The sequence below is a fragment of the Mesorhizobium sp. RSR565B genome, assembly GCF_054719465.1.
The window spans coordinates 3,264,856-3,291,412 of sequence record NZ_JBTTIE010000001.1 but is presented as its reverse complement, the minus strand read 5'-3'; the positions used below and the strand labels follow the sequence as shown (position 1 = coordinate 3,291,412).

The following is a 26,557-nucleotide window of genomic DNA, read 5'->3' as shown; positions in this document are numbered from 1 at the left end:
CTGTTCCACACCTATGCTGCCAAAGCGCCACACATCAGCCCATCTGCCCAAAGGGAAGGCACATCAAGCGGAGTTGACCGGCGGCAGAAGCGGCGCTTCCAGCCCGTCGAAGGGATCGCGCCAGGCATCGATGGCTTCGAGCCGGCGATACCAACCCAGAACAGAGGGATAGTCCACCAGCGGCAGGCCGGCTGCATCGTTGAACGGCAAAAACGTCGCCATGCGGAAATCGGCATAGGAAAGCGACTTGCCCACAAGCCATGGCCGCTTGGCGAGCTCCGCCTCGAGAATCGCTGCCGCGATGCGGAACTCCGCCAGCCCCTCCTCGACCTTGCCCTGGTCGACAGGCCCAATCCCGTAGCGCTGCTTGGTTCCGCGCTCGAAATGCACGGTGTCGCAGGCCCGCACGAAATTTTCCTTGCCCCAGCTCAGCCAGCGGATCATGTCGGGTTGGTCGCCGCCGCCGCGCCAGAAATCCGAACCCGCTTCGCGCGACAGAAGGCAGGCTATGGCGTCGGCTTCCCACAGGCTGCCGCCCGTCCATGCCAATATCGGCAGGGTAAGATTGGGATTGAGCTGACGAAACCGCTCAGCCTGTCCGGGCGCCATGGGTGCCGCGAACTCACACTCGACCTTGGCCTGCAGATGACGTGCCGTTGCTACCGCAAGGCGCGGATTGGGATTGCGGCTGAAGTACAGTTTCATGTCGTGTCCTGGACGCTGTGGGCTCGATCCTATCAAACACGCAAACGTGCCCTCTCGGCAATCTGGTCGGACCACGATTCCGCTGGCACACGCCGTCGTTCGGCGTATTATTTCCTTCGGGAGAGGGTTCTTGGCAGGAGGAAGCCATGAACGTAGTGCCGAGCGTACCTGTCATCGACGTGACAACCCAGAACCTTGTTTCCTCTGCGCTTTCCAGATTCCGCGCCGGCGATACCGTCTCGACCAGGGCGGCGCTCGACGCCATCCGCCGCATGGATCCAACCTGTGTCGACAGCGACGACGATCTCGTCGAACTCGTCGTCATGGCGGCAATTGGTAAGACCATGGCGGTTGTGTTCGACCACCGCTCCCGCTAGCCCTGTTGGACGAACCTGTCCCGTTCAACTCGCTTGAGCTCGAGTGGGTTCGGTTGGCGAGCTTTTACAGCTGCAGCCCGGAAGCGGACGTCTCGTGCGCGAAGGCCGGCAATAGCATCAGCGGGTAAACCTCAGTTCCCCAAGGGATGCGGCATGTAGCCGACGAAGCCGCCGATCTTCCAGTGGCCCGCCACCTTCCTGCAGAAATACAGCGTCTGCCATTTCAGCTTGTCGACGCTGCCATCGGCCTTGGCCACCGAGCCGTTGAACTTCTTGTGCAGCACGGCGCGGTCGCCATCGACATCGATGTCGCGCATGTTGGTGACGCGAAACAGCGCCTCGCGCAGCGGCTCGGCGAATCTGGTCGTCGCCGTCTCCTTGGCCTGGCGCAGCCATTCGTCGCGATAGACGGCAAGGCTCGGGAATTGCAGACGCCAAGCGTCGGCATCGCTGAGGAAATGCGCATGCATGCCGAAGAAGCTGTCGGCGAGGAAATCATCCTCGACCATCGACCAGTCCTGACCGATAAAGGCGTCGATGTCGCGCCGCACCAACATTTCCCAGAGCGCGTGGCGATCGGCATCGCCCTCTGGAAACGGGTTCTTGTCGAAGGTCATTGAAATCTCCTGTCGGGAAAATGCGACGCGCAAGATGCTGGCGAGCCTGCGATAAAGCAACACGCGTTTGGAAAAATGCTGCTTTCCAAAAAGCCCCCTATGAGGATCACCGGGACAGGCGTAGAGCGGTCGTCGAAAACGGGGCGCGGCCCGCCATTCTGAACAGGAGTTTCCTTTGCCCAAAGAGTGTTTTGGAACATCCCACGTGCCGCTGTCGCCGGCCGTGCGCGCCGGGGATTTCGTCTACATCTCAGGTCAGGTGCCGGTCGACGGCGACCGCATTGTGGTCAAGGGCGGCATTACCGAGCAGACCGAGCAGGTGCTGCAGAATGTGAAGGCAGCACTCGCGCTGGCCGGCTGCACCATGGACGATGTCGTCAAGACCACGGTCTGGCTCGAGGACGCGCGCGACTTCGGCGCCTTCAATGCCGTCTACGCCAAGCACTTCCCGAAAAATCCGCCGGCCCGCACCACGGTCGAATCGCGGCTGATGATCGACATCAAGATCGAGGTCGAAGCCGTCGCTTACCGGCCGGTTTGACCAGTCGGGGCATGATCCCGAAAAGTGGAAACCGGTTTTCTCGGACAAACGGAAACCGTTTTGTCCAAAGATCATGCCCCGAAACAAAGAGAGGCAGGCGCCGATGCAGTTCGATCTCCTGATCAAGGGCGGCCGCCTGATCGATCCGGCCTCGGGCCTGGACGCGCCGCGCGATGTCGCCGTTGCGGGCGGACGCATCGTGGCCATCGAGGCGGCGATCGATGCCGAGCACGCCACCAAGATAGTCGACGCTCGTGATTGCATCGTCACGCCCGGCCTCATCGATTTGCATAGCCATGTCTATTGGGGCGGCACCTCGCTTGGCGTCGATGCCGACCGGCTGGCGGCCAAGAGCGGCACCACCACCTTCATCGACGCCGGCAGCGCCGGCGCCGGCAATATTCTGGGCTTTCGCCGCCATGTCATCGAGCGCTCGAAGGTGCGCATCCTGGCCTATGTCAACATCTCCTTTGCCGGCATATTCGGCTTCTCGCAAAGCGTCTCTGTCGGCGAATGCAGCGATCTCAGGCTCTGCGAGCCACGCGAGACGGTGGCTGCGGTGCGCGAGCACGCCGATGTCGTCGTCGGCGTAAAAGTGCGCTCCGGTAAGCATGCCGGCGGCGCCAGCGGCATCGCGCCGGTCGATCTCGCGCTGGAAGCCGCCGACCAGGCCGGCCTGCCGCTGATGGCGCATATAGACGAGCCGCCGCCCGGCCGCTCCGAAGTGCTGCCGCGGCTGCGCAAGGGTGACATCCTCACGCACTGTTTTCGCCCGTTCCCCAACGCGCCGGTCTTCGCCTCCGGCGCGGTGCGGCCGGACATGCGGCTGGCCCGCGAACGCGGCGTCATCTTCGACATCGGCCACGGCATGGGATCGTTCGACTTCGCCGTGGCGAAAGCGATGCTGGCCGAGGGCCTCGCGCCCGACGTCATCTCCAGCGACGTGCATCTCTATTGCGTCGACGGTCCGGCCTTCGACATACTGGTCTGCATGTCGAAGCTAATGGCGCTGGGCATGCCGCTGGTCGAGGTGCTGCGCGCCGCCACGCAAAGGCCAGCCGAGGCGATCGCCAGGCCGGAGCTTGGGACGCTGAAAGTTGGCGGTGTCGGCGATGTCGCGGTGCTGAGACTGCGCCCCGGGCGCTTTACCTTCGTCGATGCGGTCGGTGCGGCGCTGATCGCGGATCAGCGGCTCACATCGGACGGCATCGTCGTGGGTGGTGTCTGGTGGCCGAACGAAGCCGCCGACCACAACGAGACCGAGCGCTTCGAGGCCCACACGCACCATACGCATGTCGAGGTCGCGGCACGGCATTTCGGGCGTAGGCACGATTAGCTGGTCTCCCCTTCATGGGAGATGGTCTGTCTTTCGGCGGCGCGTTTGAGGACCGCCTTCCCCCACTCCGTCTCGGCTTCGCCGAGCCACCTCTCCCCCCTCCGGAGGGAGAGGAAAGGCGCCAGCTGGAATCGCTTCGCGCCATTCCTCTCCCCCGTCGATCGGGGGAGAGGTGTCGAGCGAAGCTCGACGGAGTGGGGGTCGAACCTTACCCCGAATTACTCACCGCCCCAAACACCGGCGTCGCAATCCCTTCCATCCGCGCCTTGATCTGCAGCGCCACATATTTCGAGTAAAACCGCGACAGCGCCAGATTGCCGCCGTGGAACCACAGCGCGTCCTGGGCCGTCGGCTTCCACATGTTGCGCAGCTCGCCTTGCCAAGGACCGGGATCGCCCTTGACGCCGGAGCCGAGGCCCCAGCATGGCCCTACCTTGTCGGCGACCTCGCGCGAGACGATGGCCGCCACGGTCTCGTTCATCGACTGGTAGCCGGTACAGGCGACGATCGCATCGACGGCCAGCTCGCTGCGGTCGTCGAACAGGATGCCGGTCGGCGTCAATGAACTGATGCCGACGCCGCTCTTCACTTTGATCTCGCCATTGATGATCAGTTCGCAGGCGCCGACATCGATGTAGTAGCCGGAGCCGGTGCGGTAGGCCTTCATCAACAGCCCGGTCTCGTCCTCGCCGAAATCGATGGCGAAGCCGGCGGCGCGTAGCTGGTCGTAGAAGTCTGCGTCGCGTGCCTTGATCACCTCGTAAAGATCCCGCTGGCCCTTGGGTACAAGCGCGAACGGCGTGGACGCGACGATCAGGTCGGCCTTGTCGGTGCTGATGCCGCGCGCCAAAGCCTTTTCCGAGAAGATCTCGAAGCCGACTTCCATCAGAGTGTCGGATTTCACCACTGTCGTCGGCGACCGCTGGATCATGGTGACGTCTGCGCCGCTCTCCCAGAGGTCGACGCTGACATCGTGCCCCGAGCTTGCCGCGCCGATGACAGCGACACGTCTGCCGCGGAATTTCTCGCCGCTTGCATACTGGCTGGAATGCAGGAGTTCGCCCTTGAAGGTCTCGGCGCCGGGCAGCGCGATCTGGCGTGGCGGGCCATAGGCGCCGGTGGCAAAGACAATGTGCTTCGGCTTCAGCGTGATCTGCCGGCCGACGCGGTCGACCACCACAGTCCACACCTTCTCGGCCTCGTCATAGCTGGCGCTGAGGCATTTGGTGGCGACCCAGTAGTTGAGCTCCATCACCCTGGTGTACATCTCCAGCCAGTCGCCCATCTTGTCCTTGGGCGTGAACACCGGCCAGTTCTCCGGGAACGGAATGTAGGGCAGATGGTCGTACCAGACCGGATCGTGGAGCACGAGCGAGCGATAACGGTTGCGCCAGGAATCGCCGGGGCGCGCATTTTTCTCGATGATGATGGTGGGCACACCGAGCTGCCTCAGCCGCGCGCCGAGCATGATGCCGCCCTGCCCGCCGCCGATCACCAGGCAATAGGGCTGCTCGGTGGCGCCGAGGTCGCGCGTCTCGCGCGCCCGCGCCTCCGCCCAGGTTTCGCGCTTCGGATCGGCCTTGTGACGGATACCAAGCGGCCGCGCCGGTCCCTTTTGTTCCTCGAACCCCTTGAGCTCACGCACCGCCGTGAACAAGGTCCGGCAGCGGCCGTCCGTAAGGCGCACAATCCCTTCGCCCCGCGCGACCGCCGTTTCGAACGTGAACCAGGCCTCGACGGTGCCCTCATCCGAGGTCGCCTCGCCGGACAGCGTCCAGTGTGAGGGCTTCGTTTCCGCCAGCGTCGCTTGCAGCATGTCGCGGATCTCATCGCGGCCTTCCATCGTGGTGATGTTCCAGGTGAAAGCCAGCAGATCGCGCCAGTAGCAATCCTCGACGAACAGGTTGGCGGCCGCCTCGGCGTCATCAGCTTCCAGCGCCCGTGCAAGCGCGCAAAGCCATGTCGCCGCCTGTTTCGATGGTGCCATGTCGAGCATCTGTTTTTCCCTCGTTTTGCGTTCCCATTGTTTCGAAAGACGGAGCCGCCGCAAGAGGGGTCGCGATATCATGGCGTCGGTTTCTAGCGGCCCGGAACGGAGCCATCTCCCGGAAATCTTTATAGGAATTTTATATCTTTCCTCCCGGCCCCGTCTCGAACCTTTATGGCGATCGGGTCCATATTCCATCTCGAGCAAAACGCTGCGGACGCCGTGACCCCAGAGTTACGGCGGGCCGTTCTCATGGAATTTCTGGCTCGCCAGTCGCTGGCGCCAAATACAAGCAGAAGCAAGGACCAACACAAATGGACATCGTCGTCATCGGGATCGAGGTTTTGTTCTTCGGTCTTTCCCTCGCCTACATCAAAGCTTGCGACGCTCTTTAAGCGGAAGGATCGCACCATGCTTGTCGATTACATCCTCGGTGGCGGCGTGACCTTGTTCCTGCTCGTCTACCTGACATACGCCCTCGTTCGCCCAGAACGCTTCTGAAGCAAGGCACGGAAACCCATGACACTCAACGGATGGATACAGATCCTGGTTTATTGCGGGATCGTCGTTTTGCTGGTGAAGCCGCTCGGCGGCTACATGTACCGCGTCTTCAATGGCGATCGCACCTTTCTCTCGCCCATACTCGGGCCCGTTGAGCGCGGCCTCTACCGCATTTCGGGAACCAGCGAGCGCGAGGAGCAGCACTGGACGACCTACGCGGCAGGAATCATCTTCTTCAGCCTTGCCAGCTTCCTGGTGCTGTACTTTCTGCAACGCCTGCAGGGCGTCCTGCCTTACAATCCGGCCGGGATGGCATCGGTCGAACCCAATCTCGCCTTCAACACTGCCGTCAGCTTCGTCACCAACACCAACTGGCAGAATTACGGCGGCGAAAGCACGTTGTCCTACCTCGTGCAGATGGCCGGCCTGACTGTTCAGAACTTCATGTCCGCCGCCGTCGGCATTGCCATTGCGGTGGCGCTGATCCGCGGCTTCGCCCGCGCCTCGGCCAAATCGATCGGCAATTTCTGGGTCGATATGACCCGCTGCACGCTCTACATCCTGCTGCCGCTCAGCATCGTGCTCACCCTTGTCTATGTCTGGCTCGGCATGCCGCAGACGCTCGGGCCTTATGTCGACGCCACCACGCTGGAGGGCGCCAAGCAGACGCTCGCCCTTGGGCCGGTCGCCTCGCAGGTCGCCATCAAGATGCTCGGCACCAATGGCGGCGGCTTCTTCAACGCCAATGCCGCGCATCCTTTCGAAAACCCCGACGCCATCTCCAACATGATCCAGATGGTGACGATCTTCGCGCTGGGTGCTGCACTCACCAACGTCTTCGGCCGCATGGTCGGCAACCAGCGCCAGGGCTGGGCGATCCTGGCCACGATGGGTGTGCTGTTCATCGCTGGCGTCGTTATCTGCTACTGGGCGGAAGCCGCGGGCAATCCGCTGGTCCATGCGTTGGGCGTCGACGGCGCCAACATGGAAGGCAAGGAGAGCCGCTTCGGCATTGCCGCTTCGGCACTATTCGCCGTCATCACCACGGCTGCGAGCTGCGGTGCGGTGAACGCCATGCATGACTCGTTCACAGCACTTGGCGGCCTGGTCCCGATGCTCAACATGCAGCTCGGCGAAGTCATCGTCGGCGGCGTCGGCGCCGGCTTCTACGGCATCGTCATGTTCATCGTCATCACCGTGTTCGTCGCCGGCCTGATGGTTGGCCGCACGCCCGAATATCTCGGCAAGAAGATCGAGGCCAAGGAGGTCAAGATGGCAATGCTCGCCATCCTCGCTCTGCCGTTGGTCATGCTGGTCTTCACGGCAATAGCGGTCGTGCTGCCAAGCGCCGTCGCCTCGATGGCCAATGGCGGTCCGCATGGCTTCTCCGAGGTTCTTTATGCCTACACTTCGGCGGCGGCCAACAACGGCTCGGCCTTTGGCGGCCTTTCCGGCAACACGCCCTGGTACAACATCACGCTCGGCATCTCCATGTGGGTGGGTCGCTTCTTCGTCATCATTCCAGCGCTTGCCATTGCCGGCTCGCTAGCGACGAAGAAGACGGTTCCGGCTTCCGCCGGCACCTTCCCGACCGACGGCCCGCTGTTCGTCGGCCTGCTCGTCGGCGTCATCCTGATCGTCGTCGGCCTGACCTTCTTCCCGGCACTGGCGATCGGACCGATCGTCGAGCACCTGGCTGCCATCAACGGCCAGACATTCTGAGGCTTGTCATGTCCTGGTTCTACCCAAAACGCATGAAGGCCCGGCCGCGAGCCGGCCCACGAGCCGGCAATGAGGGGGAGGAAACGCCCCCTCCCTTCCCCAGCGTATCTACCTTCCTCGGCCTCGCGGCAGTCATGATCGTGATCTGGCTGCTGGCCTATGGTCCGCCGCCCCTCTTTTCGGCATCCGATCGGTCGGTGCCGGCCAACAGTTCAGATACTGGAGCCACCAAATGAGCCAGTCCAAATCCGCGAGCATCATGGATGCCCGCATCCTGTGGCCGGCCATCGGCGGCGCCTTCAGGAAACTCGACCCCCGCACGCTGGTCAGGAACCCGGTGATGTTCGTCGTCGCCATCGTCTCGCTTCTTACCACGGTCCTGTTCGTCAAGGATCTCGCCACCGGCGGCGGCGATTTCGGCTTTACGCTGCAGATCATCATCTGGCTGTGGTTCACCGTGCTGTTCGCCAACTTCGCCGAGGCCGTCGCCGAAGGCCGCGGCAAGGCGCAGGCCGATTCGCTGCGCAAGGCGCGCACCGAAACCCAGGCCAAGCTGCTTGCCGGCGAAGACCGCTCCAGGTTCAAGCTGGTGCCCGGCACCAGCCTGAAGGTTGGCGACATCGTGCTGGTCGAAGCCGGCGACATTATCCCGTCCGACGGTGAAGTGGTCGAAGGCGTGGCCTCGGTCAACGAGGCGGCAATCACCGGCGAGTCCGCACCCGTCATTCGCGAATCCGGCGGCGACCGTTCCGCGGTCACCGGCGGCACGCAGGTTCTGTCCGACTGGATTCGCGTGCGCATATCAGCCGCCTCCGGCCACACCTTCCTCGACCGCATGATCTCGCTGGTCGAGGGTGCCTCGCGCCAGAAGACGCCCAACGAGATCGCGCTCAACATCCTGCTCGTCGGCATGACGCTGATCTTCGTGCTGGCCACCGCCACGATCCCGAGCTTTGCCTCCTATTCCGGCGGCTATATCCCGGTGACGGTGCTGGTCGCGCTGTTCGTCACCTTGATCCCGACCACCATCGGCGCCCTGCTGTCGGCCATCGGCATTGCCGGCATGGACCGCCTGGTGCGCTTCAACGTGCTGGCCATGTCCGGCCGTGCCGTCGAAGCGGCGGGCGACGTCGATACGCTTTTGCTCGACAAGACCGGCACCATCACGCTCGGCAACCGCCAGGCCACCGAATTCCGCCCGGTCAAGGGCGTCACCGAACAGGAACTGGCCGATGCCGCGCAGCTCGCCTCGCTCGCCGACGAGACGCCTGAGGGACGCTCGATCGTCGTGCTGGCCAAGGAGAAATACGCCATCCGCGCCCGTGACATGGCAACCTTGCATGCCAGCTTCGTGCCCTTCACCGCGCAGACCCGGATGAGCGGCGTCGACATCGATGGCTCGTCGGTGCGCAAGGGCGCCGTCGATTCGGTTCTCGCCTATGTCAGCCAGTCGACATCGGCCACTCACGGCACGCGCCCTGGCAGCGACACCGTCAAGGATCTCCAGGCGATCGCCGACGAGATCGCCAAGTCGGGCGGCACGCCGCTGGCCGTCGAGCGTGACGGCCGCCTGCTCGGCGTCGTCCACCTCAAGGACATCGTCAAGGGTGGTATCCGCGAGCGCTTTGCCGAACTGCGCAAAATGGGCATCCGCACCGTGATGATCACCGGCGACAATCCGATGACTGCGGCGGCGATCGCAGCCGAAGCCGGCGTCGACGATTTCCTCGCCCAGGCCACGCCCGAGGATAAGCTGAAGCTGATCCGCGACGAACAGGCCAAGGGCAAGCTGGTCGCCATGTGCGGTGACGGCACCAACGACGCGCCGGCCTTGGCGCAGGCCGATGTCGGCGTCGCCATGAACACCGGCACGGTTGCCGCCCGCGAGGCCGGCAACATGATCGACCTCGATAGTGACCCGACCAAGCTGATCGAGATCGTCGAGATCGGCAAGGCGCTGCTGATGACGCGCGGCTCGCTAACGACCTTCTCGATCGCCAACGACGTCGCCAAATACTTCGCCATCATCCCGGCCATGTTTGCCGTCTTCTACGTTGCGCCGGGACATACAATCGGCCCCCTGCAAGCGCTCAACATCATGCATCTGGCGACGCCGCAGAGCGCCATCCTGTCGGCCATCATCTTCAACGCGCTGATCATCATCGCTCTGATCCCGCTGTCGCTGAAAGGCGTCAAATACCGCGCCATCGGCGCCGGCGCGCTGCTCAGCCGCAACCTCCTGGTCTACGGCCTCGGCGGCATCATCGTTCCGTTCGCCGGCATCAAGGCGATCGACATGATCGTCACCGGCCTCGGCCTCGCTTAAGGAAATACGTCCATGCTCACTCAGATAAGACCCGCTGTTATCATGATCGTCTTTTTCACCGTTTTGACCGGCCTGATCTATCCCCTGGGCATGACCGGCATCGCCCAGGCGCTGTTTCCGCACCAGGCCAATGGCAGCTTGATCGAGAAAAACGGCACGGTCATCGGCTCCGAACTGATCGGCCAGGGCTTTGCCGACGACAAGTATTTCCATGGCCGCCCCTCGGCTGCCGGCGACGGATACAACGCCGCAGCGTCCAGCGGCTCCAATCTCGGTCCAACCAACCCCAAGCTGATCGACCGCATCAAGGGCGATGTTGCAAAGCTGAAGGCGGAGAACCCGAACCAGCGGGTGCCGATGGATCTGGTGACGACGTCCGGCAGCGGCCTCGACCCCGCTATCAGCCCGGACGCCGCCTATTTCCAGGTCGCTCGGGTGGCCAAGGCCAGGGGCTTCGACGAAGCCAAGGTCAAGGCGGTTGTCGACAGCCATGTCGAAGGCCGCGAACTCGGCTTCCTCGGCGAGCCGGTCGTCAATGTGCTGGCGCTCAACCTGGCACTGGACGATACCAAGCAGTGAGAGACAATCTCTGAAGCCAGGGCCGGGGATCGACACGATCCTCGGCGCCGTTCATGATCGAGCCTGATGCCGGACGCCAGAAGCAACGATACCAGACCCTCTCCGGACGCGCTGCTCGAGCATGCGGAACGGGAAGAGCGCGGCCGCCTGCGGATATTTCTGGGTGCTGCACCCGGTGTCGGCAAGACCTACGAAATGCTGATGGCCGGCCGCGCCATGCTTGCCGACGGCATCGACGTGGTCATCGGCATCGTCGAAACCCACGGCCGCAAGGAAACCCTGGCGCTGGTCGAAGGCTACGAGGTCATCCCGCGCCAGAAGGTCGACTACAAGGACCGCGTGCTGAATGAGATGGACATCGATGCCATTCTCGCCCGCCGCCCCGCGCTGGTGCTCGTCGACGAGCTCGCCCACACCAACGCACCCGGCAGCCGCCACCCCAAGCGCTATCTCGACGTCCAGGAAATCCTTGCGCGCGGCATCGACGTCTACACCACGCTCAATATCCAGCATGTCGAGAGCCTGAATGACGTCGTGGCGCAGATCACCCGCGTCAGGGTGCGCGAAACGGTCCCGGACTCCATCATCGACCAGGCCGACGACATCGAGATCATCGACCTCACGCCCGACGACCTGATCAAGCGGCTGAAAGAGGGAAAGGTCTATTTCCCCAACACTGCCCAGCGCGCAGTCGAAAACTATTTCTCGCCGGGCAATCTGACCGCGCTTCGGGAATTGGCGCTGCGCCGCACCGCCCAGCGCGTCGACGAGCAGTTGCTCAACCACATGCAGTCGCACGCGATTCCCGGCCCCTGGGCGGCGGGCGAAAGGGTGCTCGTCTGCGTCGATGCGCGTCCGGGCGGAGCGTCTCGTGTCCGCTATGCGCGCCGGCTGGCCGACCGGCTGCGCGCACCGTGGACGGCGCTGCATGTCGACACGCCGCGTTCGGCCGCCATGTCGGAGGAAGACAAGGACCAGCTGGCCACGCTCTTGCGCCTGGCCGAGCAGCTCGGCGCCGAGGTGACGACCATTCCGGGCCAGAACGTCGCCCAGGACATCGTCCGCCACGCCACGGCCAACAACTTCACCCATATCGTCGTCGGCAGGCCGACCCGCTCGCGCTGGCGCGAACTGATCGAGGGTTCGCTCACCTACGATCTGATCCGCAATGCCGGCGATATCAGCGTCCATGTCATTTCAGGAACGGAGCGCGACAACGAGGCCACGTCGAGGGTCAAGGCGGCGGCCGAGCAGACGCCATTTCAAATCTGGCCTTATCTTTTCTCGACCGTCTATGTCGCCGGCGCGCTTGCCGTCAGCGCCGTCCTCGATCAGTTCCTCGACGTTCGCAACCTTGCCAGCGTGCTGCTGCTGGCGGTGCTGACATCGGCAGTGACCTTTGGCCTGTGGCCGGCGCTGTACGCCTGTTTCCTCAGCGCCATTGCCTTCAACTTCTTCTTTCTCGAGCCGCGCTACACGATGACGATCCGCGATCCGGAGAGCATCGTTGCCTTCGCCGTCTTCCTCGTCGTTGCCGTCATCGCCAGCAATCTGACGGCGCGTGTGCAGCGTCAGGCAGCCGCCGCCCGTTCACGCGCCCGGGCGACCGAGGACATCTACCTCTTTTCCAAGAAACTCGCCGGCGCGGGCACGCTCGACGACGTTTTGTGGGCCACCGCGTTCCAGATCGCCTCGATGCTGAAGCTGCGCGTGGTGCTGCTTTTGCCGGAAGAAGGCACGATCACCGTCAAGGCCGGTTATCCCCCCGACGACACGCTGGCCGAGGCCGACATCGCGGCTGCACGCTGGGCTTGGGAACACAACCGGGCTGCCGGCCGTGGCGCCGATACCCTGCCCGGGGCAAAACGGCTCTACCTGCCCTTGCGGACCGGCCGTACCGCCATCGGCGTCGTCGGCCTCGACAATGACAAGCAGGGGCCGCTCTTGACGCCCGAGCAACAGCGCCTGCTCGACGCGCTGGCCGACCAGGCGGCGGTTGCCATCGAGCGCATCCAGCTGGTCGCCGATGTCGACCGCGCCAGGCTGGCGGCCGAGGCCGACCGCTTGCGCTCGGCACTGCTGACGTCGATCTCGCATGATCTGAAGACGCCGCTGGCGGCAATCATGGGCGCGGCCGGCACGCTCAGGGAATTTGCGCCGGCACTGCCCGAGGACGATCGGGCCGAGCTGCTGACCACCGTGCTCGACGAGTCCGAACGGCTGAACCGCTTCATCGCCAATCTGCTCGACATGACCAAGATTGAATCGGGCGCCATGGAACCGAATTTCGCCCTGCACTATGTCGGCGATGTCGTTGGCTCGGCCTTGCAGCGGGCACGCAAGATCACTGCCGGGCACAAGACCGAGGTTGATATTCCGGCCGACCTGCCGATGCTGAAGCTTGATCCCGTGCTGTTCGAACAAATGCTGTTCAATCTGCTCGACAATGCCGCGAAATACGCGCCACAGGGATCGACAATCCGGCTGCAGGGCTGGGCCGACAATGGCTCCGTCGCGCTGCAGATCATGGATGAGGGACCGGGCATTCCGCGCGCCGACCTGGAGCGCGTCTTCGACAGCTTTTACCGGGTGCGCAAGCGCGATCAGGTCCAGGCCGGCACCGGGCTCGGCCTGTCGATCTGCCGGGGCTTCATCGAGGCGATGGGCGGCACGATCATGGCGGCGAACCGCAGCAATCGCCCGGGCGCAGTCTTCACAATCCGCATGCCGAGGTTGGTACAATCGTCCGATACGGACGTATCAGGTGTGGACGAGCAAGCATCTGGTGATCCGGCATGACAAATTCCAATGTCAGCATACTGGTCGTCGATGACGAGCCGCCGATCCGCAAACTGCTGCGCGTCGGCCTCGGCAGCCAGGGCTATGCGGTCAGCGAGGCGCCCAATGCTGGGGCCGCGATCGAACTCGTCGATGCACAAAAGCCGGATCTGATCCTGCTCGACCTCGGCCTGCCCGGCATGGGTGGCCTCGATCTCCTGCGGAAATGGCGCGGCGACGGCCTCGACGTGCCCGTGGTCATCCTGTCCAGCCGCACCGACGAAGCCGGCATCGTCGCGGCGCTCGAACTCGGCGCTGACGACTACATCACCAAGCCGTTCGGCATGAACGAGCTGGTCGCCCGCATCCGCGTCGCGCTGCGCCACAAATTCCAGCAGCAGGGCGAAAAGCCGGTGTTCCACACCGGCGATCTCAGCGTCGACCTGGTCAAGCGCATCGTCAAGGTCGAAGGCAAGGAGATAAAGCTCTCCCCCAAGGAGTACGACATATTGCGCATTATGGTGCAGCATGCCGGCAAGGTGCTGACCCACCATTTCATTCTGAAGCAGGTGTGGGGCGATTCGACCGACGTGCAGTATCTGAGGGTCTATGTCCGCCAGCTCCGGCAGAAGATCGAAAAGTCGCCCGACCAGCCGCGCTACATCACCACCGAAACCGGGGTGGGATACCGGCTGCGCGAGGTTGAGTAGCCGCGCGCTCGCTGCTCAGTCCGCCGAGAGTTCCGCGGTCCGTGCCAGTGCGCCGCCGAAGCCGTTGAGCGGGATGGTGAAACTCACCGCTTGACCGGTGTCGGCCGCGAAGGCGTCGATCTTCAGCGTGGTGGCTGCCTTGAGCAGCGGCGTGACGCTGGCATCGAACGCCACCGGCACCAGGCAGCCGACGGCCTGGCAGGTGTTGAACGGCAGGCTGCCTTCCAGCTTCTGGTCGTCGATGGTCAGGCTGACGCCTTTGGCGAGCGCCAGGCCGAACGGCAGCGCCAGCGTTCCGGCGGCATCCTCGCCGCTCTTGCTCGACAGCTCGATCGCCAGCAGGCGCTGGTTGGACTGCTTGTTGAACTGCTGATGCGACAGGCTGCAAACCTTGGCCGTGCCGGTTACCTGGCAATTGACCGTCCAGTCGCCATGTGTCTCGGACAGCGCCGAGGCGCCGCCAGGCAATGTCGGGCCGGCAGCAGGGGCGGGCGCTGCGGCGGCAGGCGCCGCCTTGTCGGTCTTGGTTTGCGCCGCGACTGCCACCGGGCCAAGAATACAGATGCTGCCCAGTAGCGCCGCGAAATATACTTGCCTGCTTTTCATCGATATGCTCCCGATTGTGCCTCGAGTCAGCCGCGATTGAGCCCGAGATCCGCGCCCGATAGAGCGGTCAATCGATCTTTTCTGTCAAGTGCGGCAGGCCGCATCCTCAGGGATTTCGCCAACCCGTGGCAGATCGGCCAATGGCAGACCGGCCCATGGCAGATCGAGACGAACGCCCTATATAGAGAGGAGGTTATATCTGTACGGGAATGAACTGATGTCGACGCTTCGCCTATCGACAGTTCTCATGTCGGCAATGCTGGCGGCGGCAACGCTCGCCGGCATCATGCAATCTGCTGCGGCTCAGTCCGTCAATCCCAGCGCCAACCGGCTGATCCAGCAGAACCAGCTGCAGCAATTGCGCAACAGCCTGCAGCGGCAGCAGTTCCAGCAACAGCAGCAGCAATATCGCGAGCAGGACCGTCGGATCGTGCCGCAGCCGCGCCCCGAAGTGCCCGTCGTCCGGCAAGCTTGTCCGATTCAGATCGTCAACAACCAGATTGTGCGTGTTTGCCGTTGATATCGGTCGCCTGCGATTTACTTAGTCGACTTATTTACTAAAGATGCCATTGCCTCGCGGGCATATCAGGGGTTTGCAGGCGGCGTGCGGCTGTGCGCCCGCCCACCGGATTTCAGCACATGGCGACGACGAAGAAAAAGGCGGTACGCAAGGCAAGGCGAGGCGAACGCATTCGCCAGGTCGCCGCCATTCCCTTTCGTCTGGACGTTTCAGGCAATTTCGAAGTGATGCTGGTGACGTCGCGAGCGACGAAGCGCTTTATCGTGCCCAAGGGCTGGCCGATGAAAGGAAAGAGCGGGCGCAAGGCCGCCACCATCGAGGCGCGCGAAGAAGCCGGCGTGCTCGGCAAGACCCGCAAGGCGCCTGCCGGCAGCTATTCCTACTGGAAACGGCTGGAGCACAATTTTGTGCGCGTCGACGTCGTCGTCTATCTGTTGGAGGTGTCCGAGGAACTGGCCAACTGGCAGGAGGCCAAGAGCCGCCAGCGGGCATGGCTCAAGCCGCAGGACGCGGCGTTGCTCATCGATGAGCCGGATCTCTCGACGCTGATGGCCAACCTGGCGCCGCCTCAGCCGGCAGTGCCGGACCCGGCCTGACCAACCTCACTTGCCCTCGTCCCCTTCAGCGGGACCCTCATCCCCCTCAGCGGGAAATGGCCGCAGCGGCGTGCCCGTATAGGCCCACAGCCATTCGCGCGGCAGCGGCCCTTTGTTGCGCTCGCTTTGCTGCGACTGTTCCCATGCATGCGCCAGGATGCCGACCGAGCGCGAGAGCACGAACAGGCCGCGCGTCAACGGCGGCGGAAAGCCGAGCTCGCCATAGATGACGGCGGTGGCGCCGTCGATGTTGAGCGGTATTTTCTTCCCCTTGCGCCGTGCCACCTCTGATTCGACGGCCTCGGCGATGTCGGCAAAGCGTCCGCTGACGACGCCGCGCGCGGCAAACTCGCGCGTCACTGCGATCAGGCGCGGCGCGCGCGGATCGACCGGGTGGAAGCGATGGCCAAATCCCGGCACATAGCCTTTCTCCTCGGCGAAGAAACGGTCGAGCCGTGCGGCTACGGCTTGGTCCAGCGCAACACCCTGGTCAAGTGCCACGGCAATGTCGCCATAGAAGGACAGCGCCTGTTCGCCGGCGCCGCCATGCACGTCACCCAGCACGTTGACGGCGGACGCCATGGCGCTGTTGATGCCGACGCCGCAGGTGATGGCCATGCGTGCAATGGCGATCGACGGCGCCTGCGGCCCGTGGTCGACGGCCGCCCCCAGCGCAATGCCGAGCAGCGCCGCCTGCTCCTTGCTCGGCAATTCGCCGCGCAGCATCAGCCAGATCGTTGCCGGGAAGCTGACGCGGCCGATCAGCTCCTGGATTTCATAGCCGCGCAGCCGGATGATGCCGGGGCTCATCTCGATGATGCCGGTCTGCCACCACTCCTCGCCGCGCTCGCGGCCGGTTTTTCTCTCGCTCACGCGCTTCTCCTGGCGCGCGGCGGCAGGGTGGAAAAAACCTCGTCCATATGCTCACCCAGCACCGGTGGCGGGAGGACCGGCAAGGGTGCCGCGCCATCGACCATGAAGCCGCCGCGCACCACGGTCAGCGGCTGCGCCATGCCGGGCAGACCCTGGAAACGCGTGGTCATGTCGCGCTCGACGACCTGGCGCTCGCCAAGCACTTGGGGGATCGTCAGCACCCGGCCCGCCGGCACGCCGGCGCGGTTGAATTTTTCCTCCCAGGCTGCGGCCGAGGCGCTCGCCAAAGCCGTCTCGATCAGCACCTTCAGCACAGCGCGGTTCTGCTTGCGCGTCTCGCGCTCGGCAAAGCGCGGATCGTCGGCCAGTTCCGGCTGGCCGATCAGCCGGCAAAGCGTGACGAACTGCTCCTGCTTGTTGGCGGCGATGTTGAGCAGGCCGTCGCCGGTGCGAAACGCGCCGGAGGGCGCAGCCGTCATGTTCTCATTGCCCATCGGCTGCGGCTCGACGCCGGCGGTCAGATAGTTGGACACCGGCCAGCCCAGCGCCGACAGCGTGCATTCGAGCATCGAGACATCGAGAAACGCGCCCTCGCCCGAGGTCTTCTGCTTGACCAGCGCCGCGGCAATGGCGAAGGCCCCGACCAGCCCGCCCAGCGTGTCGGCGACGGGATAGCCGACCCGCAAGGGTGCTGTCTCCGGCGTGCCGGTGATGCTCATGATGCCGGACAGCCCCTGGATGATCTGGTCGTAGGCCGGATTGTCGCGCATCGGCCCGCTCTGGCCGAAACCGGATATGGCGCAATAGACGAGACCGGGGCGGACCGCTTTCAGCACCTCATAGCCGAGACCCAGCCGCCCCATCACGCCCGGTCGAAAATTCTCGACCAGCGCGTCGGCCGAGGCGACGAGATCGAGGAAGCGTTCGCGGTCGGCTTCGCTCTTGAGATCCAGCACCACCGATCGCTTGCCGGCATTCTGCGCCAGGAACGACGCGCCCATGCCCGCATTGTTGAGCGCCGGCGAGGCGCCGAGCTGGCGCGCCAGATCGCCGCCTTGCGGCGTCTCGACCTTGATGACATCGGCGCCGAGCAGCGCCAGCTGGTAGGCACAATAAGGGCCCGCCAGCACATTGGTCAGGTCGAGGATGCGGATGCCGGCAAGCAGATCGGTCATGATGCTCCAGGTTGCTCAGGCATCGCCCGGCACATGCTCCGGCCCGCGCCGGCGCCGATGCTCGATGAAGGCCCAGATATGCGGCCCGGCGAGACCGATGAAGGCGAGGATCAGCAGCACCAGCGACAGCTTGTGGGTGTAGAACACCGACCAGTCGCCGTTCGAGATCGTCATCGCCCGGCGGAACTGCGTTTCGGCGAGCGGCCCCAGGATCATGCCGATGATGACCGGCGCTGTCGGGAAATCGAAGCGCCGCATCAGGAAGCCGGCGGCCCCCAGGAGATAGAGGATGACGAGGTCGATCGGCGATTGCGAGATGCCGTAGGTGCCGACGGTGGCGAACACCAGGATGCCGGCATAGAGCTGCGGCGCCGGGATTTTCAACAGCCGTACCCACAGCCCGATCAGCGGCAGGTTGAGGACGACCAGGATGACGTTGGCGATGAACAGGCTGGCGATCAGGCCCCAGACCAGATCGGCCTGCGTCGTCAACAGCAGCGGTCCCGGATTGATGCCGTAGCTCTGGAAGGCCGACAGCATGATTGCGGCGGTCGCCGAGGTCGGCAGGCCAAGGGTGAGCATCGGCACCAGCACGCCGGCGGCAGACGCATTGTTGGCGGCTTCCGGTCCGGCAACGCCCTCGATGGCGCCGACCGTGCCGAACTCCTCCTTGTGCTTCGACAGCTTCTTTTCGATGGCATAGGACAGGAAGGTCGGGATCTCGGCGCCGCCGGCAGGCATGGCGCCGATCGGGAAGCCGATAAAAGCGCCGCGCAGCCATGGCTTCCACGATCGTCCCCATTCGGCCGCTGTCATGTAGAGCGAGCCCTTGAGCGGCACGATCTCGTCCTTGCCGGCATAGCGGCGCGAGGCCATGTAGAGCGTCTCGCCGACGGCAAACAGGCCGACCGCGGCAATGATGACATCGACGCCATCGAGCAGTTCGTTCATGCCGAAGGTGAAGCGCGGCTGTCCCGTCTGCAGGTCGACGCCGATCATGCCGATGACGAAGCCGATGAACAGGCTGGTGAGGCCGCGCACGGAGGACGAGCCGAGCACCGCCGAAACCGTGATGAAGGCGAGCACCATCAGCGAGAAATATTCGGCCGGACCAAAGGCCAGCGCGAACTTCACCACCACCGGCGCCAGGAAGGCGACGCCCATCGTGCCGATGGTGCCGGCGACGAAGGAGCCGATCGCCGAGGTCGCCAGTGCCGCGCCGCCGCGACCCGAGCGGGCCATCCTGTTGCCTTCCAGCGCGGTGACGATGGTGGCGCTTTCGCCCGGCGTGTTGAGCAGGATCGAGGTCGTCGAGCCGCCATACATGGCGCCGTAATAGATGCCGGCAAACAGGATGAAGGACGCCTCCGGCGCCACCTGGTAGGTGATCGGCAGCAGCAGCGCGATGGTCAGCGCCGGCCCGAGGCCGGGCAGCACGCCGATGGCCGTGCCGAGCGTGGTGCCGACCAGGCACCACAGCAGGTTCATCGGCGAGAAAGCGACGGAAAATCCGTGGGCGAGATGGCCGAGCGTCTCCATGGCGTCAGCCCCTCGCAGTGGCGATGATCGCGTCGATCACCGTGTTCAGCTGGTTTTCGATGAAGCCGGCGCCAATGTTGACGCCGAGCGCCCTGGCAAAGCCGAAATAGGCGGCAAGCGCCAGGATCAGGCCGGTCAGCGCATCGCGCAGCGTGTGCTTGCTGCCGAAGCCATAACAGACGAGCACGAACATGATGACCGAGGCGGCGGTGAAGCCGAGCGGCTGGATCAGCACCAGATTGGCGACCAGGCCGGCAACGACGATGCCCATGGCCTTCCAGTCGGTCGGCGTTTCCTTTTCCTCCTGCGGCTGCCAGCCGCCGCGCAGCGCGGCGACGATGAGCAGCAGCGAAAGCACGATCATGCCGGTCATGGTGATGTAGGGAAAGACGGTCGGCCCGACCTTGGAATAGAGCGGCGAAACCGGGATCGCCAGGGTCTGCCACGCCACGGCCGCAGCACAGGCGAGAAGCCCGATGCCGATCAACAATTCGGGCATGGCAAGGCGCGGGGGCGCCGGCTGCTGGTCGCTGGTGCTCATCGATGTCCTCCCGAGATGGCCGGCATCCTCCCGCCGGCCGCATCCGCAGTTTCACTCCCAGCGCATGATATGTCCATGCCGCAGGCGAATGTCGGAAGGGGCGGCCGTGGCCGCCCCTGAAGACATCAGGCGAGGCCGAGATCCTTGAGGATCGCGGTGATACGGGCGGTGTCGTCGACGAGGAATTTCGCATAATCGTCGCCGGTCAGAAGGATGGGCGTCCAGTTGCGGTTCTTGCATTCGGCTGCCCAGGCATCGCTCTTGGCCATGGTCTCGATCATCGTGACCATCGCCGCCTTGTCGGCGTCGGAGACGCCGGGCGGTGCGAAGACGCCGCGCCAGTTGAACAGTTCGACGTCGATGCCGGCTTCCTTCATCGTCGGTGCGTCGATGCCGTCCTGGCGCTTGTCGGCGGAGATCGCCAACAGCCGAAGCGCGCCCGCCTTGACCTGCTCGGAGAACTCGCCGAAGCCGGAAATGCCGGCCGCAACCTGGTTGCCGAGCAGCGCCGACAGCGCCTCGCCACCGCCGGCGAAAGGCACATAGGAGAGGTTGGTTGCCGGAACGCCGACCGTCTTGGCGATCAGCCCGAACAGGATGTGGTCGGAGCCACCGGCCGAGCCGCCGGCCACCGGAACCTTGGTCGGATCCGCTTTGAGCGCGGCGACGAAATCTCCGGCCGTCTTGAACGGCGAATCCGCCGGCACCACCAGCGCCTCGAACTCGCCGGTGAGGCGAGCGATGGGCGTCACTTCGGAGAGGTTGTTGGCCGATTTGTTGGCGATGATGGCGCCGACCATGACCATGCCGGCCACCATCAGCGAATTGCCCTTGCCCTTCCACTGGCTGATGAACTGCGGCAGGCCGACAGTACCGCCGGCGCCGCCGACATTGGTGATCTGCGAGCCGGAGATCAGTTTTTCACTGCGCAGCACCTGGTCGATGGTGCGCCCCGTCTGGTCCCAGCCGCCGCCGGGCGCGGCCGGCACGAAGATCTGGATCTGCGGTGCATCCTGAGCGAGGGCGGGCGTCAAATGCGTTGCAACGAATCCGGCAGCGCCTGCGGCCGCGGTGCTCATCAAAAATCTGCGTCTGTTCAGCATGGGATTCCTCCAAATCACGACACCTCCTCCGGTGCCTGCCAGAAACGTAGCCTGAAAACAGACCCGCTCGGCAAAAATTCATGCCGATTTCGGTACGTTCTGTCAACAGGAACGCTGTTCTACTAGACAGAACCATGGATGTGCGGCACAATCGCTTCGGCCGGCCTTTGTTCGAGCAGGTAAACTGGAATGAAACTGTTCGTGAGATGACCGAAGCGCGATCCCAGCCGTTGCCGGCCGATGGTGTTGCCGCGCTCGACCGCGCGATCGCCATTCTCGACGCGTTCGCGACCGCCGACCGCTCGCTCAGCCTGGCCGAGATCGCGGCGCGCACCGGGCTCTACAAAAGCACCATTTTGAGGCTGGCGAACTCATTGCTGCGCGGGCAGTTGCTGGAGCGGCTCGACGATGGCCGCTACCGCATCGGACCCGCCACCTTCCGGCTTGGCGCGCTTTACCAGCGCTCGGTCGTGGCGGTCGACATCCTGCTGCCGATCATGCGCGATCTTGCCGAACGCAGCTGGGAAAGCGTGGCGTTCTATGTCCGCTCGGGCGACGCCCGCACCTGTCTCTACCGCGTCGAATCCAAGCACCCGATCCGCTACACGATCCGGGAAGGCGACCTGCTGCCGTTGCTCACCGGCTCTGGCGGCCGCGTGCTGGCAGCGTTTTCAGGCCAGCCGGGCGAACCATACGAGACCATCCGCAAGGCCTGCCACTATCTGTCGATCGGCGACCGCGACCCTGAGACGGCGGGCGTCTCGGTGCCGGTGTTCGGACCGGGCCGCGTTCTGCTCGGCGCCTTGACGCTCGCCGGCCCGTCGACACGCGTCGACACGGCGTTCCTGCGCCGCATGACACCGGACCTGCTGGAGGCCGCCGCTCGCGCCACCCGCGCCTTCGGCGAGGATGCCTCGATGCTGGAGCAGGCAGCGCGCCTAGCCGGCGCTGAAACCGTGATCGGCCTCAGTTCGCCTTGACCAGCACCACACGGCGGTTCTTGGCGCGGCCGGTTTCGCCGTCATTGCTGGCGACGGGCGCCATCATGCCGGCGCCGGCGGCGGTCAGCCGGCCGCCATCGATGCCGTATTTCGAGACCAGCGCCGCCTTCACCGACTGCGCCCGCCGCGACGACAGATCGATATTGTAGTCGAACGCGCCCTGGTTGTCGGTATGACCGACGACGATCACCGCCATGCCGGGCTCGTTGGTCAGAAGCGTCGAGATCTCCTTCAGCGTCGGTTCCGATTCCGGCTTGATGTCGGCCTTGTCGGTGTCGAAGAAGATGCCGTAGAGCGAGATGGAGCCGGTGGCCGACAGCGAATCCGCCATCTTGGCCGCTTCGACCACCACCATCTTCTTGTCGCGCGCCTTGGGCTCCAGCACCTGAACGACGGCGATGGTGCGGCCGTTGAGTTCCTTGCAGTAGAGGTCGTCGATCAGCGAATAGGCCTGAACCGTGACATAGGCGTCGCCGCCGTCCTGCGGCAGCTTGGCGGCGAAGAAGCGCTGGTCGTTGATACCGGTGGTTACCGCACAGGCGCCATTGGAAAAGGCCGCGTCCTTGACGTCGCTTTCATGGAAGAAATACATCATCAGGCTCATGTCGCCGCCGCCACCGCTCGACGACCGGTCGGCGGCGCCGCCGCACTCTTCCTTCTTGCATTCGAACAGGACTTCGCCGCCGGCGGCCGCGATCACATCCTGGTAGTTGCGCAGCACTTCGAGCGGGGAGCGCTCGGCCGGCAGCACATAGGCGATGCGGGTCAGCGCGCCTTCGACCTCAGCCTTCTTGTCCGGCGCGAACACACGGTTGTTCATCGTGTCACGGGCATCCGGATCGGCGCTCGGCTTCAGCGGCGACAGCGGCACTGTAAGATCGGTATAGGCGAATTTTTCGTAGGAGACGATGAACGACCCCTCGTAGCGCTTGGCCAGATGATTGTCGGCACCGCCCTCGATGTCGGCGGTCGGCACCGTCGCATCGGCGCCCGCCAGTTGCACGGCCGCCAGGAGCAGCAGCCCCGCCCAGAAAAGCTTCAGAAATATCGCATTGATCGCACGCATGGTCGGCTCCCCCAAAGAGCAATTCCAGGAAAAGTGTGAGCGGTTTTCCCACAGGAATTGCGTAGCTAAATTAGAATAGCCAACCCTAGCAGAACGTGGAAATTGCGTCGATGAAGCGCTTCACACCCGCCGTTCGAGCAGGATCGTCGGCCCATCGTGATAAGTGGTTTCCAGGACCTTGGTGTAGCCGCACTTTGCCGCGACGTTCAACGAGCCGGTGTTTTCCGGATCGATGATGCAGACGGTTCTCGCGCCGGCAAAGGTTTCGTCGCCCCAGGCCAGGGCCCTTCTGACGACTTCGCTGGCAAGACCCTTGCCATGCGCTTGCGGCGCCAGCGCCCAGCCGGCTTCCGGAATGCCCTCGAGCGACGGCTCGATGTCGCGCTTCAGATCGTGGAATCCGGCCTCGCCGATGAAGCGACCGCTGGCCTTGTCCTCGACCGCCCAGAAGCCGTAGCCGAGCAGCGACCACAGGCCGGCATGCCGCAAGAACCGCATCCAGCTTTCCTCCCGCGTCCGCGGCTTGCCGCCGATGAAACGGGTGGTGACGGGGTCGGCCCACAGGACGGCATAGTCGTCGAAATCTTCGATCCGGTGCGCCCGCATGATGGTCCGTTCCGTTTCGAGAACCGGGACGCCGGCTGTTTTTGGACTGCCCATGAAACTCTGCCTCCGTTGACGGTCAGCGCTTAGCAAACCAGCGCGCCCGGACAAGGGCCAAGCCGGATCATCATTCAGCCAGGGAAGCTTCCGAACGGCCTGGCGCGACCAGGCGGTCGAAGCGATCAGCGTCGGCTTACTTTCAGCGTGCCAGACCATCTTCATGTAGAGCCCACCGCGCCGCAATCCGTCCAGCATCTGGTCGAGCCGCTTCTGCCTGGTGTCGCTGCGTTTGGCGCGGGCGACCCAGCCGAGATAATCGTTCTTCTGGTAGTCCGGCCGCCCCTCGTAGGCCGCTGTCAGTCCTTTTTCGGTCAGGGCGATGCGGATGTCGTCCGGCATCGGGTTCAGGGCGCGCTTCAGTCCGGTCATTTCAGAAAACCCCAGCTGTCAGGATGGCGACGCCGATGGTCCAACCCAGGTCCGCCTCTGGGAATTCTGCCGAACGATGCCACCTTTCGCAACCGGTCCGGCAAGGGCCGGTCTCGATACCGCCAATGGGAGGAGAACGCCATGGACACCACCGATCTCGTGCTTGCCATTTTACATCATCTGCTGGTGTTCTCGCTGGCCGGCATCATCGGCGCCGAATTTGTCCTGATCCGCGGCGACCTCTCCGCCGCCACGCTCAAGCGGCTTGCCGGCATCGACCGCCATTATGGCATCATCGCCATGCTGATCATCATCATCGGCATCTGCCGCGTCATCTACGGCCTGAAGGGCTGGGAATTCTACGTCTACAACTGGGTGTTCTGGGCCAAGATGGCGGCATTCGGCATCGTTGGCCTGCTGTCGATCATCCCGACCATCCGCTTCATCTCCTGGAACCGGCAAGCCAGTGCAAATCCCGGCTTTCAGGTGCCGGTTGCGGAACTCGCCTCGGTGAAGACCTATGTGCGCGCCGAAGCCTTCATCTTCCTGCTGATCCCGATCTTCGCGGCGGCGATGGCGCGCGGCTACGGTTATTGAAGCAACGCCAACACCAAACCCATCTCCTCCGGGCATACTCCCCACTGATCGCCATGGTTGCGCACGACTGTATTTTGCAGTTTGCGTCAGGCGACAATCTGTTAGCTTGCCTTTGTTGCACCCTCGCTGCCTGACCTGCACAGCGATCGGAGATTGATATCCTGGGAGGAGAATTACGATGAGGAAAATTGTAGCCGCCCTGGCCGCCGTCGCGGCCGTCACGCTTTATTCGTTCACCGCCAGCGCACAGACCTATCCCGAGCGCACCATCACCGTCGTCGTGCCGTTTGCGGCCGGCGGTCCGACCGACACGGTTACCCGGCTCGTCGCCGAAGCCATGTCGAAGGATCTCGGCCAGCAGATCATCGTCGAAAATGTCGGCGGCGCCGGCGGCACGCTGGGCGCCGGCCGCGTCGCCAACGCCGACCCGGATGGCTACACGCTGCTCCTCCATCACATCGGCATGGCGACCAGCGCGACCCTCTACAGAAAACTCGCCTACGACACGCTGAACGCCTTCGAGTATGTCGGCCTCGTCACCGAGGTGCCGATGGCGATCGTCGCCCGCAAGGACCTGGAGCCGGCCGACCTGAAAGGGCTGGTCGAATACGCCAAGACCAACAAGGACACCATCACCGTCGCCAATGCCGGCATCGGCGCTGCCTCACATCTGTGCGGCATGCTATTCATGAGCGCCATCGGCACGCCGCTGGTCACCGTGCCCTACAAGGGCACCGGTCCGGCCATGACCGACCTTCTCGGCGGCCAGGTCGACATTATGTGCGACCAGACCACCAACACCACCAAGCAGATCCAGGGCGGCACGATCAAGGCCTATGCCGTCACCACGCCGGAGCGCCTCGACGTGCTGAAGGACGTGCCGACGACCATCGAAGCCGGCCTGCCCGCGGTGCAGGTCGGCATCTGGCACGGCCTCTATGCGCCGAAGGGCACGCCGGCCGAGATCACCGGCCGACTGTCGAAATCGCTCCAGGTCGCGCTGAAGGACCCCAACGTCATCGCCCGCTTCGCCGAACTCGGCACCAAGCCGTCGTCCGAGGCCGACGCGACGCCGGCAGCGCTGAAGGCCAAGCTGGAAGGCGAGATCATGCGCTGGAAGCCGATCATCGAAGCCGCCGGCCAATACGCCGACTGAGGCTTGAACGGGGCGCTGCCGGCGCCCCGTTTTCGCTTCGACGTCCGTTTTCACATTTGCAACGGCAAGCCCGTTGCAAGGGTCAGGGGAGGACCGCCATGAAACCTTTCGCCATCGACAGGACAAACGGCCTGTGCGCCGCGCTGTTCATCTTTTTCGGCGCCTTTTTCGCGATACAATCGCTCGGCCTCGAAATCGGCACCGCCTTCCGCATGGGACCGGGCTATTTCCCGCTGGTGCTGGCGATCGTGCTGATCGTGCTCGGCGCCATCATCCTCGTCCAGGCGGTGCGCGTCGAGGGCGAGCCGATCGGCCCCATTGCGTGGCGCGGCATGCTGTTCATCCTGCCGGCGCCGATCTTTTTCGGCATGACCGTGCGCGGCCTCGGCTTCGTCCCGTCGATCTTCCTGACGGCGCTGATCGCCTCTTTTGCCAGCGCCCGCATGAAGCCGCTGACGGCACTTCTGCTGTCGGCCGGCCTGACGCTGTTTTCGGTGCTGGTCTTCAGCTACGCGCTCGGGCTGCCATTCCAGCGCTTCGGCCCCTGGTTGCCCCAATGGCTGGCATTGTGAG

26 protein-coding genes and 1 pseudogene are annotated in these 26,557 nt (G+C 64.1%); 15 read left to right on the top strand and 12 right to left on the bottom strand.

Annotated elements, in window-relative coordinates; genetic code table 11:
- Positions 1-63 precede the first annotated feature (63 nt).
- Positions 64-705 carry a glutathione S-transferase family protein gene (locus ACYG9R_RS16035; protein ID WP_023714111.1) on the bottom strand — a complete coding sequence of 214 codons (642 nt, stop codon included), beginning with the start codon at positions 703-705 and terminating at the stop codon, positions 64-66.
- A 146-nt stretch (positions 706-851) separates the two neighbouring features.
- On the opposite strand from ACYG9R_RS16035, the gene ACYG9R_RS16030 reads away from it, so the two are divergent.
- The gene (locus tag ACYG9R_RS16030; protein ID WP_023669703.1) at positions 852-1,082 is read left to right on the top strand and encodes a hypothetical protein; all 231 of its coding nucleotides are present in this window, start codon (positions 852-854) and stop codon (positions 1,080-1,082) included.
- Between the two features lie 131 nt (positions 1,083-1,213).
- On the opposite strand, the gene ACYG9R_RS16025 is transcribed toward ACYG9R_RS16030, so the two are convergent.
- Positions 1,214-1,699, bottom strand: a complete 486-nt coding sequence (locus tag ACYG9R_RS16025) for a hypothetical protein (RefSeq protein WP_023710833.1) — start codon at positions 1,697-1,699, stop codon at positions 1,214-1,216.
- A 175-nt stretch (positions 1,700-1,874) separates the two neighbouring features.
- Here ACYG9R_RS16025 and ACYG9R_RS16020 point away from each other — a divergent pair, with 175 nt between their 5' ends.
- Complete coding sequence (locus ACYG9R_RS16020; protein ID WP_023683098.1) at positions 1,875-2,240, top strand: RidA family protein; 366 nt, start codon at positions 1,875-1,877, stop codon at positions 2,238-2,240.
- Positions 2,241-2,343: 103 nt separating this feature from the next.
- Complete coding sequence (locus tag ACYG9R_RS16015) at positions 2,344-3,576, top strand: amidohydrolase/deacetylase family metallohydrolase (protein ID WP_023710832.1); 1,233 nt, start codon at positions 2,344-2,346, stop codon at positions 3,574-3,576.
- Positions 3,577-3,784: 208 nt separating this feature from the next.
- Here ACYG9R_RS16015 and ACYG9R_RS16010 read toward each other — a convergent pair whose 3' ends face one another.
- Complete coding sequence (locus tag ACYG9R_RS16010; RefSeq protein WP_023714112.1) at positions 3,785-5,572, bottom strand: flavin-containing monooxygenase; 1,788 nt, start codon at positions 5,570-5,572, stop codon at positions 3,785-3,787.
- Between the two features lie 402 nt (positions 5,573-5,974).
- On the opposite strand from ACYG9R_RS16010, the gene ACYG9R_RS16005 reads away from it, so the two are divergent.
- The 6 genes from ACYG9R_RS16005 (at position 5,975) to ACYG9R_RS15980 (ending at position 14,179) form a co-directional block, all read left to right on the top strand.
- Positions 5,975-6,064, top strand: coding sequence for a K(+)-transporting ATPase subunit F (locus ACYG9R_RS16005; RefSeq protein WP_023669708.1), 90 nt, complete (start codon positions 5,975-5,977; stop codon positions 6,062-6,064).
- 18 nt (positions 6,065-6,082) lie between these two features.
- Positions 6,083-7,786: a potassium-transporting ATPase subunit KdpA gene (gene kdpA, locus ACYG9R_RS16000; protein WP_023699137.1), complete on the top strand. Its 1,704-nt coding sequence runs from the start codon at positions 6,083-6,085 to the stop codon at positions 7,784-7,786.
- Between the two features lie 232 nt (positions 7,787-8,018).
- Positions 8,019-10,112 (top strand): potassium-transporting ATPase subunit KdpB, encoded by a 2,094-nt coding sequence (kdpB, locus tag ACYG9R_RS15995; protein WP_023824613.1) that lies wholly within the window; start codon positions 8,019-8,021, stop codon positions 10,110-10,112.
- Positions 10,113-10,124: 12 nt separating this feature from the next.
- The gene (gene kdpC, locus ACYG9R_RS15990; RefSeq protein WP_023824614.1) at positions 10,125-10,691 is read left to right on the top strand and encodes a potassium-transporting ATPase subunit KdpC; all 567 of its coding nucleotides are present in this window, start codon (positions 10,125-10,127) and stop codon (positions 10,689-10,691) included.
- 66 nt (positions 10,692-10,757) lie between these two features.
- Positions 10,758-13,490, top strand: coding sequence for a DUF4118 domain-containing protein (locus ACYG9R_RS15985; RefSeq protein WP_460221837.1), 2,733 nt, complete (start codon positions 10,758-10,760; stop codon positions 13,488-13,490).
- A complete protein-coding gene (locus tag ACYG9R_RS15980; RefSeq protein WP_023824615.1) occupies positions 13,487-14,179 on the top strand; it encodes a response regulator transcription factor in 693 nt (230 codons plus the stop codon). The genes ACYG9R_RS15985 and ACYG9R_RS15980 overlap by 4 nt, the downstream gene beginning before the upstream one ends.
- A gap of 15 nt (positions 14,180-14,194) precedes the next feature.
- On the opposite strand, the gene ACYG9R_RS15975 is transcribed toward ACYG9R_RS15980, so the two are convergent.
- On the bottom strand, positions 14,195-14,785 hold the full coding sequence (locus ACYG9R_RS15975) for an invasion associated locus B family protein (RefSeq protein WP_023669715.1): 591 nt from the start codon (positions 14,783-14,785) through the stop codon (positions 14,195-14,197).
- A gap of 217 nt (positions 14,786-15,002) precedes the next feature.
- Here ACYG9R_RS15975 and ACYG9R_RS15970 point away from each other — a divergent pair, with 217 nt between their 5' ends.
- Positions 15,003-15,305: a hypothetical protein gene (locus tag ACYG9R_RS15970; RefSeq protein WP_023683090.1), complete on the top strand. Its 303-nt coding sequence runs from the start codon at positions 15,003-15,005 to the stop codon at positions 15,303-15,305.
- 119 nt (positions 15,306-15,424) lie between these two features.
- Positions 15,425-15,901 (top strand): NUDIX hydrolase, encoded by a 477-nt coding sequence (locus ACYG9R_RS15965; RefSeq protein ID WP_023669717.1) that lies wholly within the window; start codon positions 15,425-15,427, stop codon positions 15,899-15,901.
- Positions 15,902-15,907: 6 nt separating this feature from the next.
- Here the strand turns inward: ACYG9R_RS15965 and ACYG9R_RS15960 are convergent, their stop codons facing one another.
- The 5 genes from ACYG9R_RS15960 to ACYG9R_RS15940 all read right to left on the bottom strand — a co-directional run bounded on the left by ACYG9R_RS15960 (position 15,908) and on the right by ACYG9R_RS15940 (position 21,132).
- Positions 15,908-16,774, bottom strand: coding sequence for a citryl-CoA lyase (locus tag ACYG9R_RS15960; RefSeq protein ID WP_031199646.1), 867 nt, complete (start codon positions 16,772-16,774; stop codon positions 15,908-15,910).
- Positions 16,771-17,949, bottom strand: coding sequence for a CaiB/BaiF CoA transferase family protein (locus ACYG9R_RS15955; RefSeq protein ID WP_031199647.1), 1,179 nt, complete (start codon positions 17,947-17,949; stop codon positions 16,771-16,773). The genes ACYG9R_RS15960 and ACYG9R_RS15955 overlap by 4 nt, the downstream gene beginning before the upstream one ends.
- A gap of 15 nt (positions 17,950-17,964) precedes the next feature.
- Positions 17,965-19,488 carry a tripartite tricarboxylate transporter permease gene (locus ACYG9R_RS15950; protein ID WP_023686551.1) on the bottom strand — a complete coding sequence of 508 codons (1,524 nt, stop codon included), beginning with the start codon at positions 19,486-19,488 and terminating at the stop codon, positions 17,965-17,967.
- Between the two features lie 4 nt (positions 19,489-19,492).
- On the bottom strand, positions 19,493-20,029 hold the full coding sequence (locus ACYG9R_RS15945) for a tripartite tricarboxylate transporter TctB family protein (protein WP_023683087.1): 537 nt from the start codon (positions 20,027-20,029) through the stop codon (positions 19,493-19,495).
- A 125-nt stretch (positions 20,030-20,154) separates the two neighbouring features.
- Positions 20,155-21,132 carry a Bug family tripartite tricarboxylate transporter substrate binding protein gene (locus tag ACYG9R_RS15940; RefSeq protein ID WP_023686552.1) on the bottom strand — a complete coding sequence of 326 codons (978 nt, stop codon included), beginning with the start codon at positions 21,130-21,132 and terminating at the stop codon, positions 20,155-20,157.
- A 206-nt stretch (positions 21,133-21,338) separates the two neighbouring features.
- On the opposite strand from ACYG9R_RS15940, the gene ACYG9R_RS15935 reads away from it, so the two are divergent.
- Entirely contained in the window at positions 21,339-22,112 is a 774-nt protein-coding gene (locus ACYG9R_RS15935; RefSeq protein WP_023683085.1) for an IclR family transcriptional regulator, read from the top strand.
- Here ACYG9R_RS15935 and ACYG9R_RS15930 read toward each other — a convergent pair.
- The 3 genes and pseudogenes from ACYG9R_RS15930 to ACYG9R_RS15920 all read right to left on the bottom strand — a co-directional run.
- Positions 22,099-23,199 carry an OmpA family protein gene (locus ACYG9R_RS15930; RefSeq protein ID WP_023824616.1) on the bottom strand — a complete coding sequence of 367 codons (1,101 nt, stop codon included), beginning with the start codon at positions 23,197-23,199 and terminating at the stop codon, positions 22,099-22,101. The two genes, ACYG9R_RS15935 and ACYG9R_RS15930, sit on opposite strands and share 14 nt — an antisense overlap.
- A 120-nt stretch (positions 23,200-23,319) precedes the next feature.
- Positions 23,320-23,859: a GNAT family N-acetyltransferase gene (locus tag ACYG9R_RS15925; protein WP_023824617.1), complete on the bottom strand. Its 540-nt coding sequence runs from the start codon at positions 23,857-23,859 to the stop codon at positions 23,320-23,322.
- Between the two features lie 186 nt (positions 23,860-24,045).
- Positions 24,046-24,201 (bottom strand): annotated as a pseudogene (locus tag ACYG9R_RS15920) (YdeI/OmpD-associated family protein); the annotation flags it as partial.
- 171 nt (positions 24,202-24,372) lie between these two features.
- On the opposite strand from ACYG9R_RS15920, the gene ACYG9R_RS15915 reads away from it, so the two are divergent.
- The 3 genes from ACYG9R_RS15915 (at position 24,373) to ACYG9R_RS15905 (ending at position 26,556) form a co-directional block, all read left to right on the top strand.
- On the top strand, positions 24,373-24,828 hold the full coding sequence (locus ACYG9R_RS15915; RefSeq protein ID WP_023824618.1) for a DUF2214 family protein: 456 nt from the start codon (positions 24,373-24,375) through the stop codon (positions 24,826-24,828).
- A 178-nt stretch (positions 24,829-25,006) separates the two neighbouring features.
- Positions 25,007-25,984: a tripartite tricarboxylate transporter substrate-binding protein gene (locus ACYG9R_RS15910; protein WP_023824619.1), complete on the top strand. Its 978-nt coding sequence runs from the start codon at positions 25,007-25,009 to the stop codon at positions 25,982-25,984.
- A gap of 98 nt (positions 25,985-26,082) precedes the next feature.
- On the top strand, positions 26,083-26,556 hold the full coding sequence (locus ACYG9R_RS15905; protein WP_023686558.1) for a tripartite tricarboxylate transporter TctB family protein: 474 nt from the start codon (positions 26,083-26,085) through the stop codon (positions 26,554-26,556).
- Position 26,557 lies beyond the last annotated feature (1 nt).

Coding starts and splice junctions, on each gene's coding strand:
- ACYG9R_RS16035 (WP_023714111.1), bottom strand. CDS start 705: ATGAAACTGTACTTCAGCCGCAATCCCAATCCGCGCCTTGCGGTAGCA.
- ACYG9R_RS16030 (WP_023669703.1), top strand. CDS start 852: ATGAACGTAGTGCCGAGCGTACCTGTCATCGACGTGACAACCCAGAAC.
- ACYG9R_RS16025 (WP_023710833.1), bottom strand. CDS start 1,699: ATGACCTTCGACAAGAACCCGTTTCCAGAGGGCGATGCCGATCGCCAC.
- ACYG9R_RS16015 (WP_023710832.1), top strand. CDS start 2,344: ATGCAGTTCGATCTCCTGATCAAGGGCGGCCGCCTGATCGATCCGGCC.
- ACYG9R_RS16010 (WP_023714112.1), bottom strand. CDS start 5,572: ATGCTCGACATGGCACCATCGAAACAGGCGGCGACATGGCTTTGCGCG.
- ACYG9R_RS16005 (WP_023669708.1), top strand. CDS start 5,975: ATGCTTGTCGATTACATCCTCGGTGGCGGCGTGACCTTGTTCCTGCTC.
- kdpA (WP_023699137.1), top strand. CDS start 6,083: ATGACACTCAACGGATGGATACAGATCCTGGTTTATTGCGGGATCGTC.
- kdpB (WP_023824613.1), top strand. CDS start 8,019: ATGAGCCAGTCCAAATCCGCGAGCATCATGGATGCCCGCATCCTGTGG.
- kdpC (WP_023824614.1), top strand. CDS start 10,125: ATGCTCACTCAGATAAGACCCGCTGTTATCATGATCGTCTTTTTCACC.
- ACYG9R_RS15985 (WP_460221837.1), top strand. CDS start 10,758: ATGCCGGACGCCAGAAGCAACGATACCAGACCCTCTCCGGACGCGCTG.
- ACYG9R_RS15980 (WP_023824615.1), top strand. CDS start 13,487: ATGACAAATTCCAATGTCAGCATACTGGTCGTCGATGACGAGCCGCCG.
- ACYG9R_RS15975 (WP_023669715.1), bottom strand. CDS start 14,785: ATGAAAAGCAGGCAAGTATATTTCGCGGCGCTACTGGGCAGCATCTGT.
- ACYG9R_RS15970 (WP_023683090.1), top strand. CDS start 15,003: ATGTCGACGCTTCGCCTATCGACAGTTCTCATGTCGGCAATGCTGGCG.
- ACYG9R_RS15965 (WP_023669717.1), top strand. CDS start 15,425: ATGGCGACGACGAAGAAAAAGGCGGTACGCAAGGCAAGGCGAGGCGAA.
- ACYG9R_RS15955 (WP_031199647.1), bottom strand. CDS start 17,949: ATGACCGATCTGCTTGCCGGCATCCGCATCCTCGACCTGACCAATGTG.
- ACYG9R_RS15950 (WP_023686551.1), bottom strand. CDS start 19,488: ATGGAGACGCTCGGCCATCTCGCCCACGGATTTTCCGTCGCTTTCTCG.
- ACYG9R_RS15945 (WP_023683087.1), bottom strand. CDS start 20,029: ATGAGCACCAGCGACCAGCAGCCGGCGCCCCCGCGCCTTGCCATGCCC.
- ACYG9R_RS15940 (WP_023686552.1), bottom strand. CDS start 21,132: ATGCTGAACAGACGCAGATTTTTGATGAGCACCGCGGCCGCAGGCGCT.
- ACYG9R_RS15935 (WP_023683085.1), top strand. CDS start 21,339: ATGACCGAAGCGCGATCCCAGCCGTTGCCGGCCGATGGTGTTGCCGCG.
- ACYG9R_RS15930 (WP_023824616.1), bottom strand. CDS start 23,199: ATGCGTGCGATCAATGCGATATTTCTGAAGCTTTTCTGGGCGGGGCTG.
- ACYG9R_RS15925 (WP_023824617.1), bottom strand. CDS start 23,859: ATGGGCAGTCCAAAAACAGCCGGCGTCCCGGTTCTCGAAACGGAACGG.
- ACYG9R_RS15915 (WP_023824618.1), top strand. CDS start 24,373: ATGGACACCACCGATCTCGTGCTTGCCATTTTACATCATCTGCTGGTG.
- ACYG9R_RS15910 (WP_023824619.1), top strand. CDS start 25,007: ATGAGGAAAATTGTAGCCGCCCTGGCCGCCGTCGCGGCCGTCACGCTT.
- ACYG9R_RS15905 (WP_023686558.1), top strand. CDS start 26,083: ATGAAACCTTTCGCCATCGACAGGACAAACGGCCTGTGCGCCGCGCTG.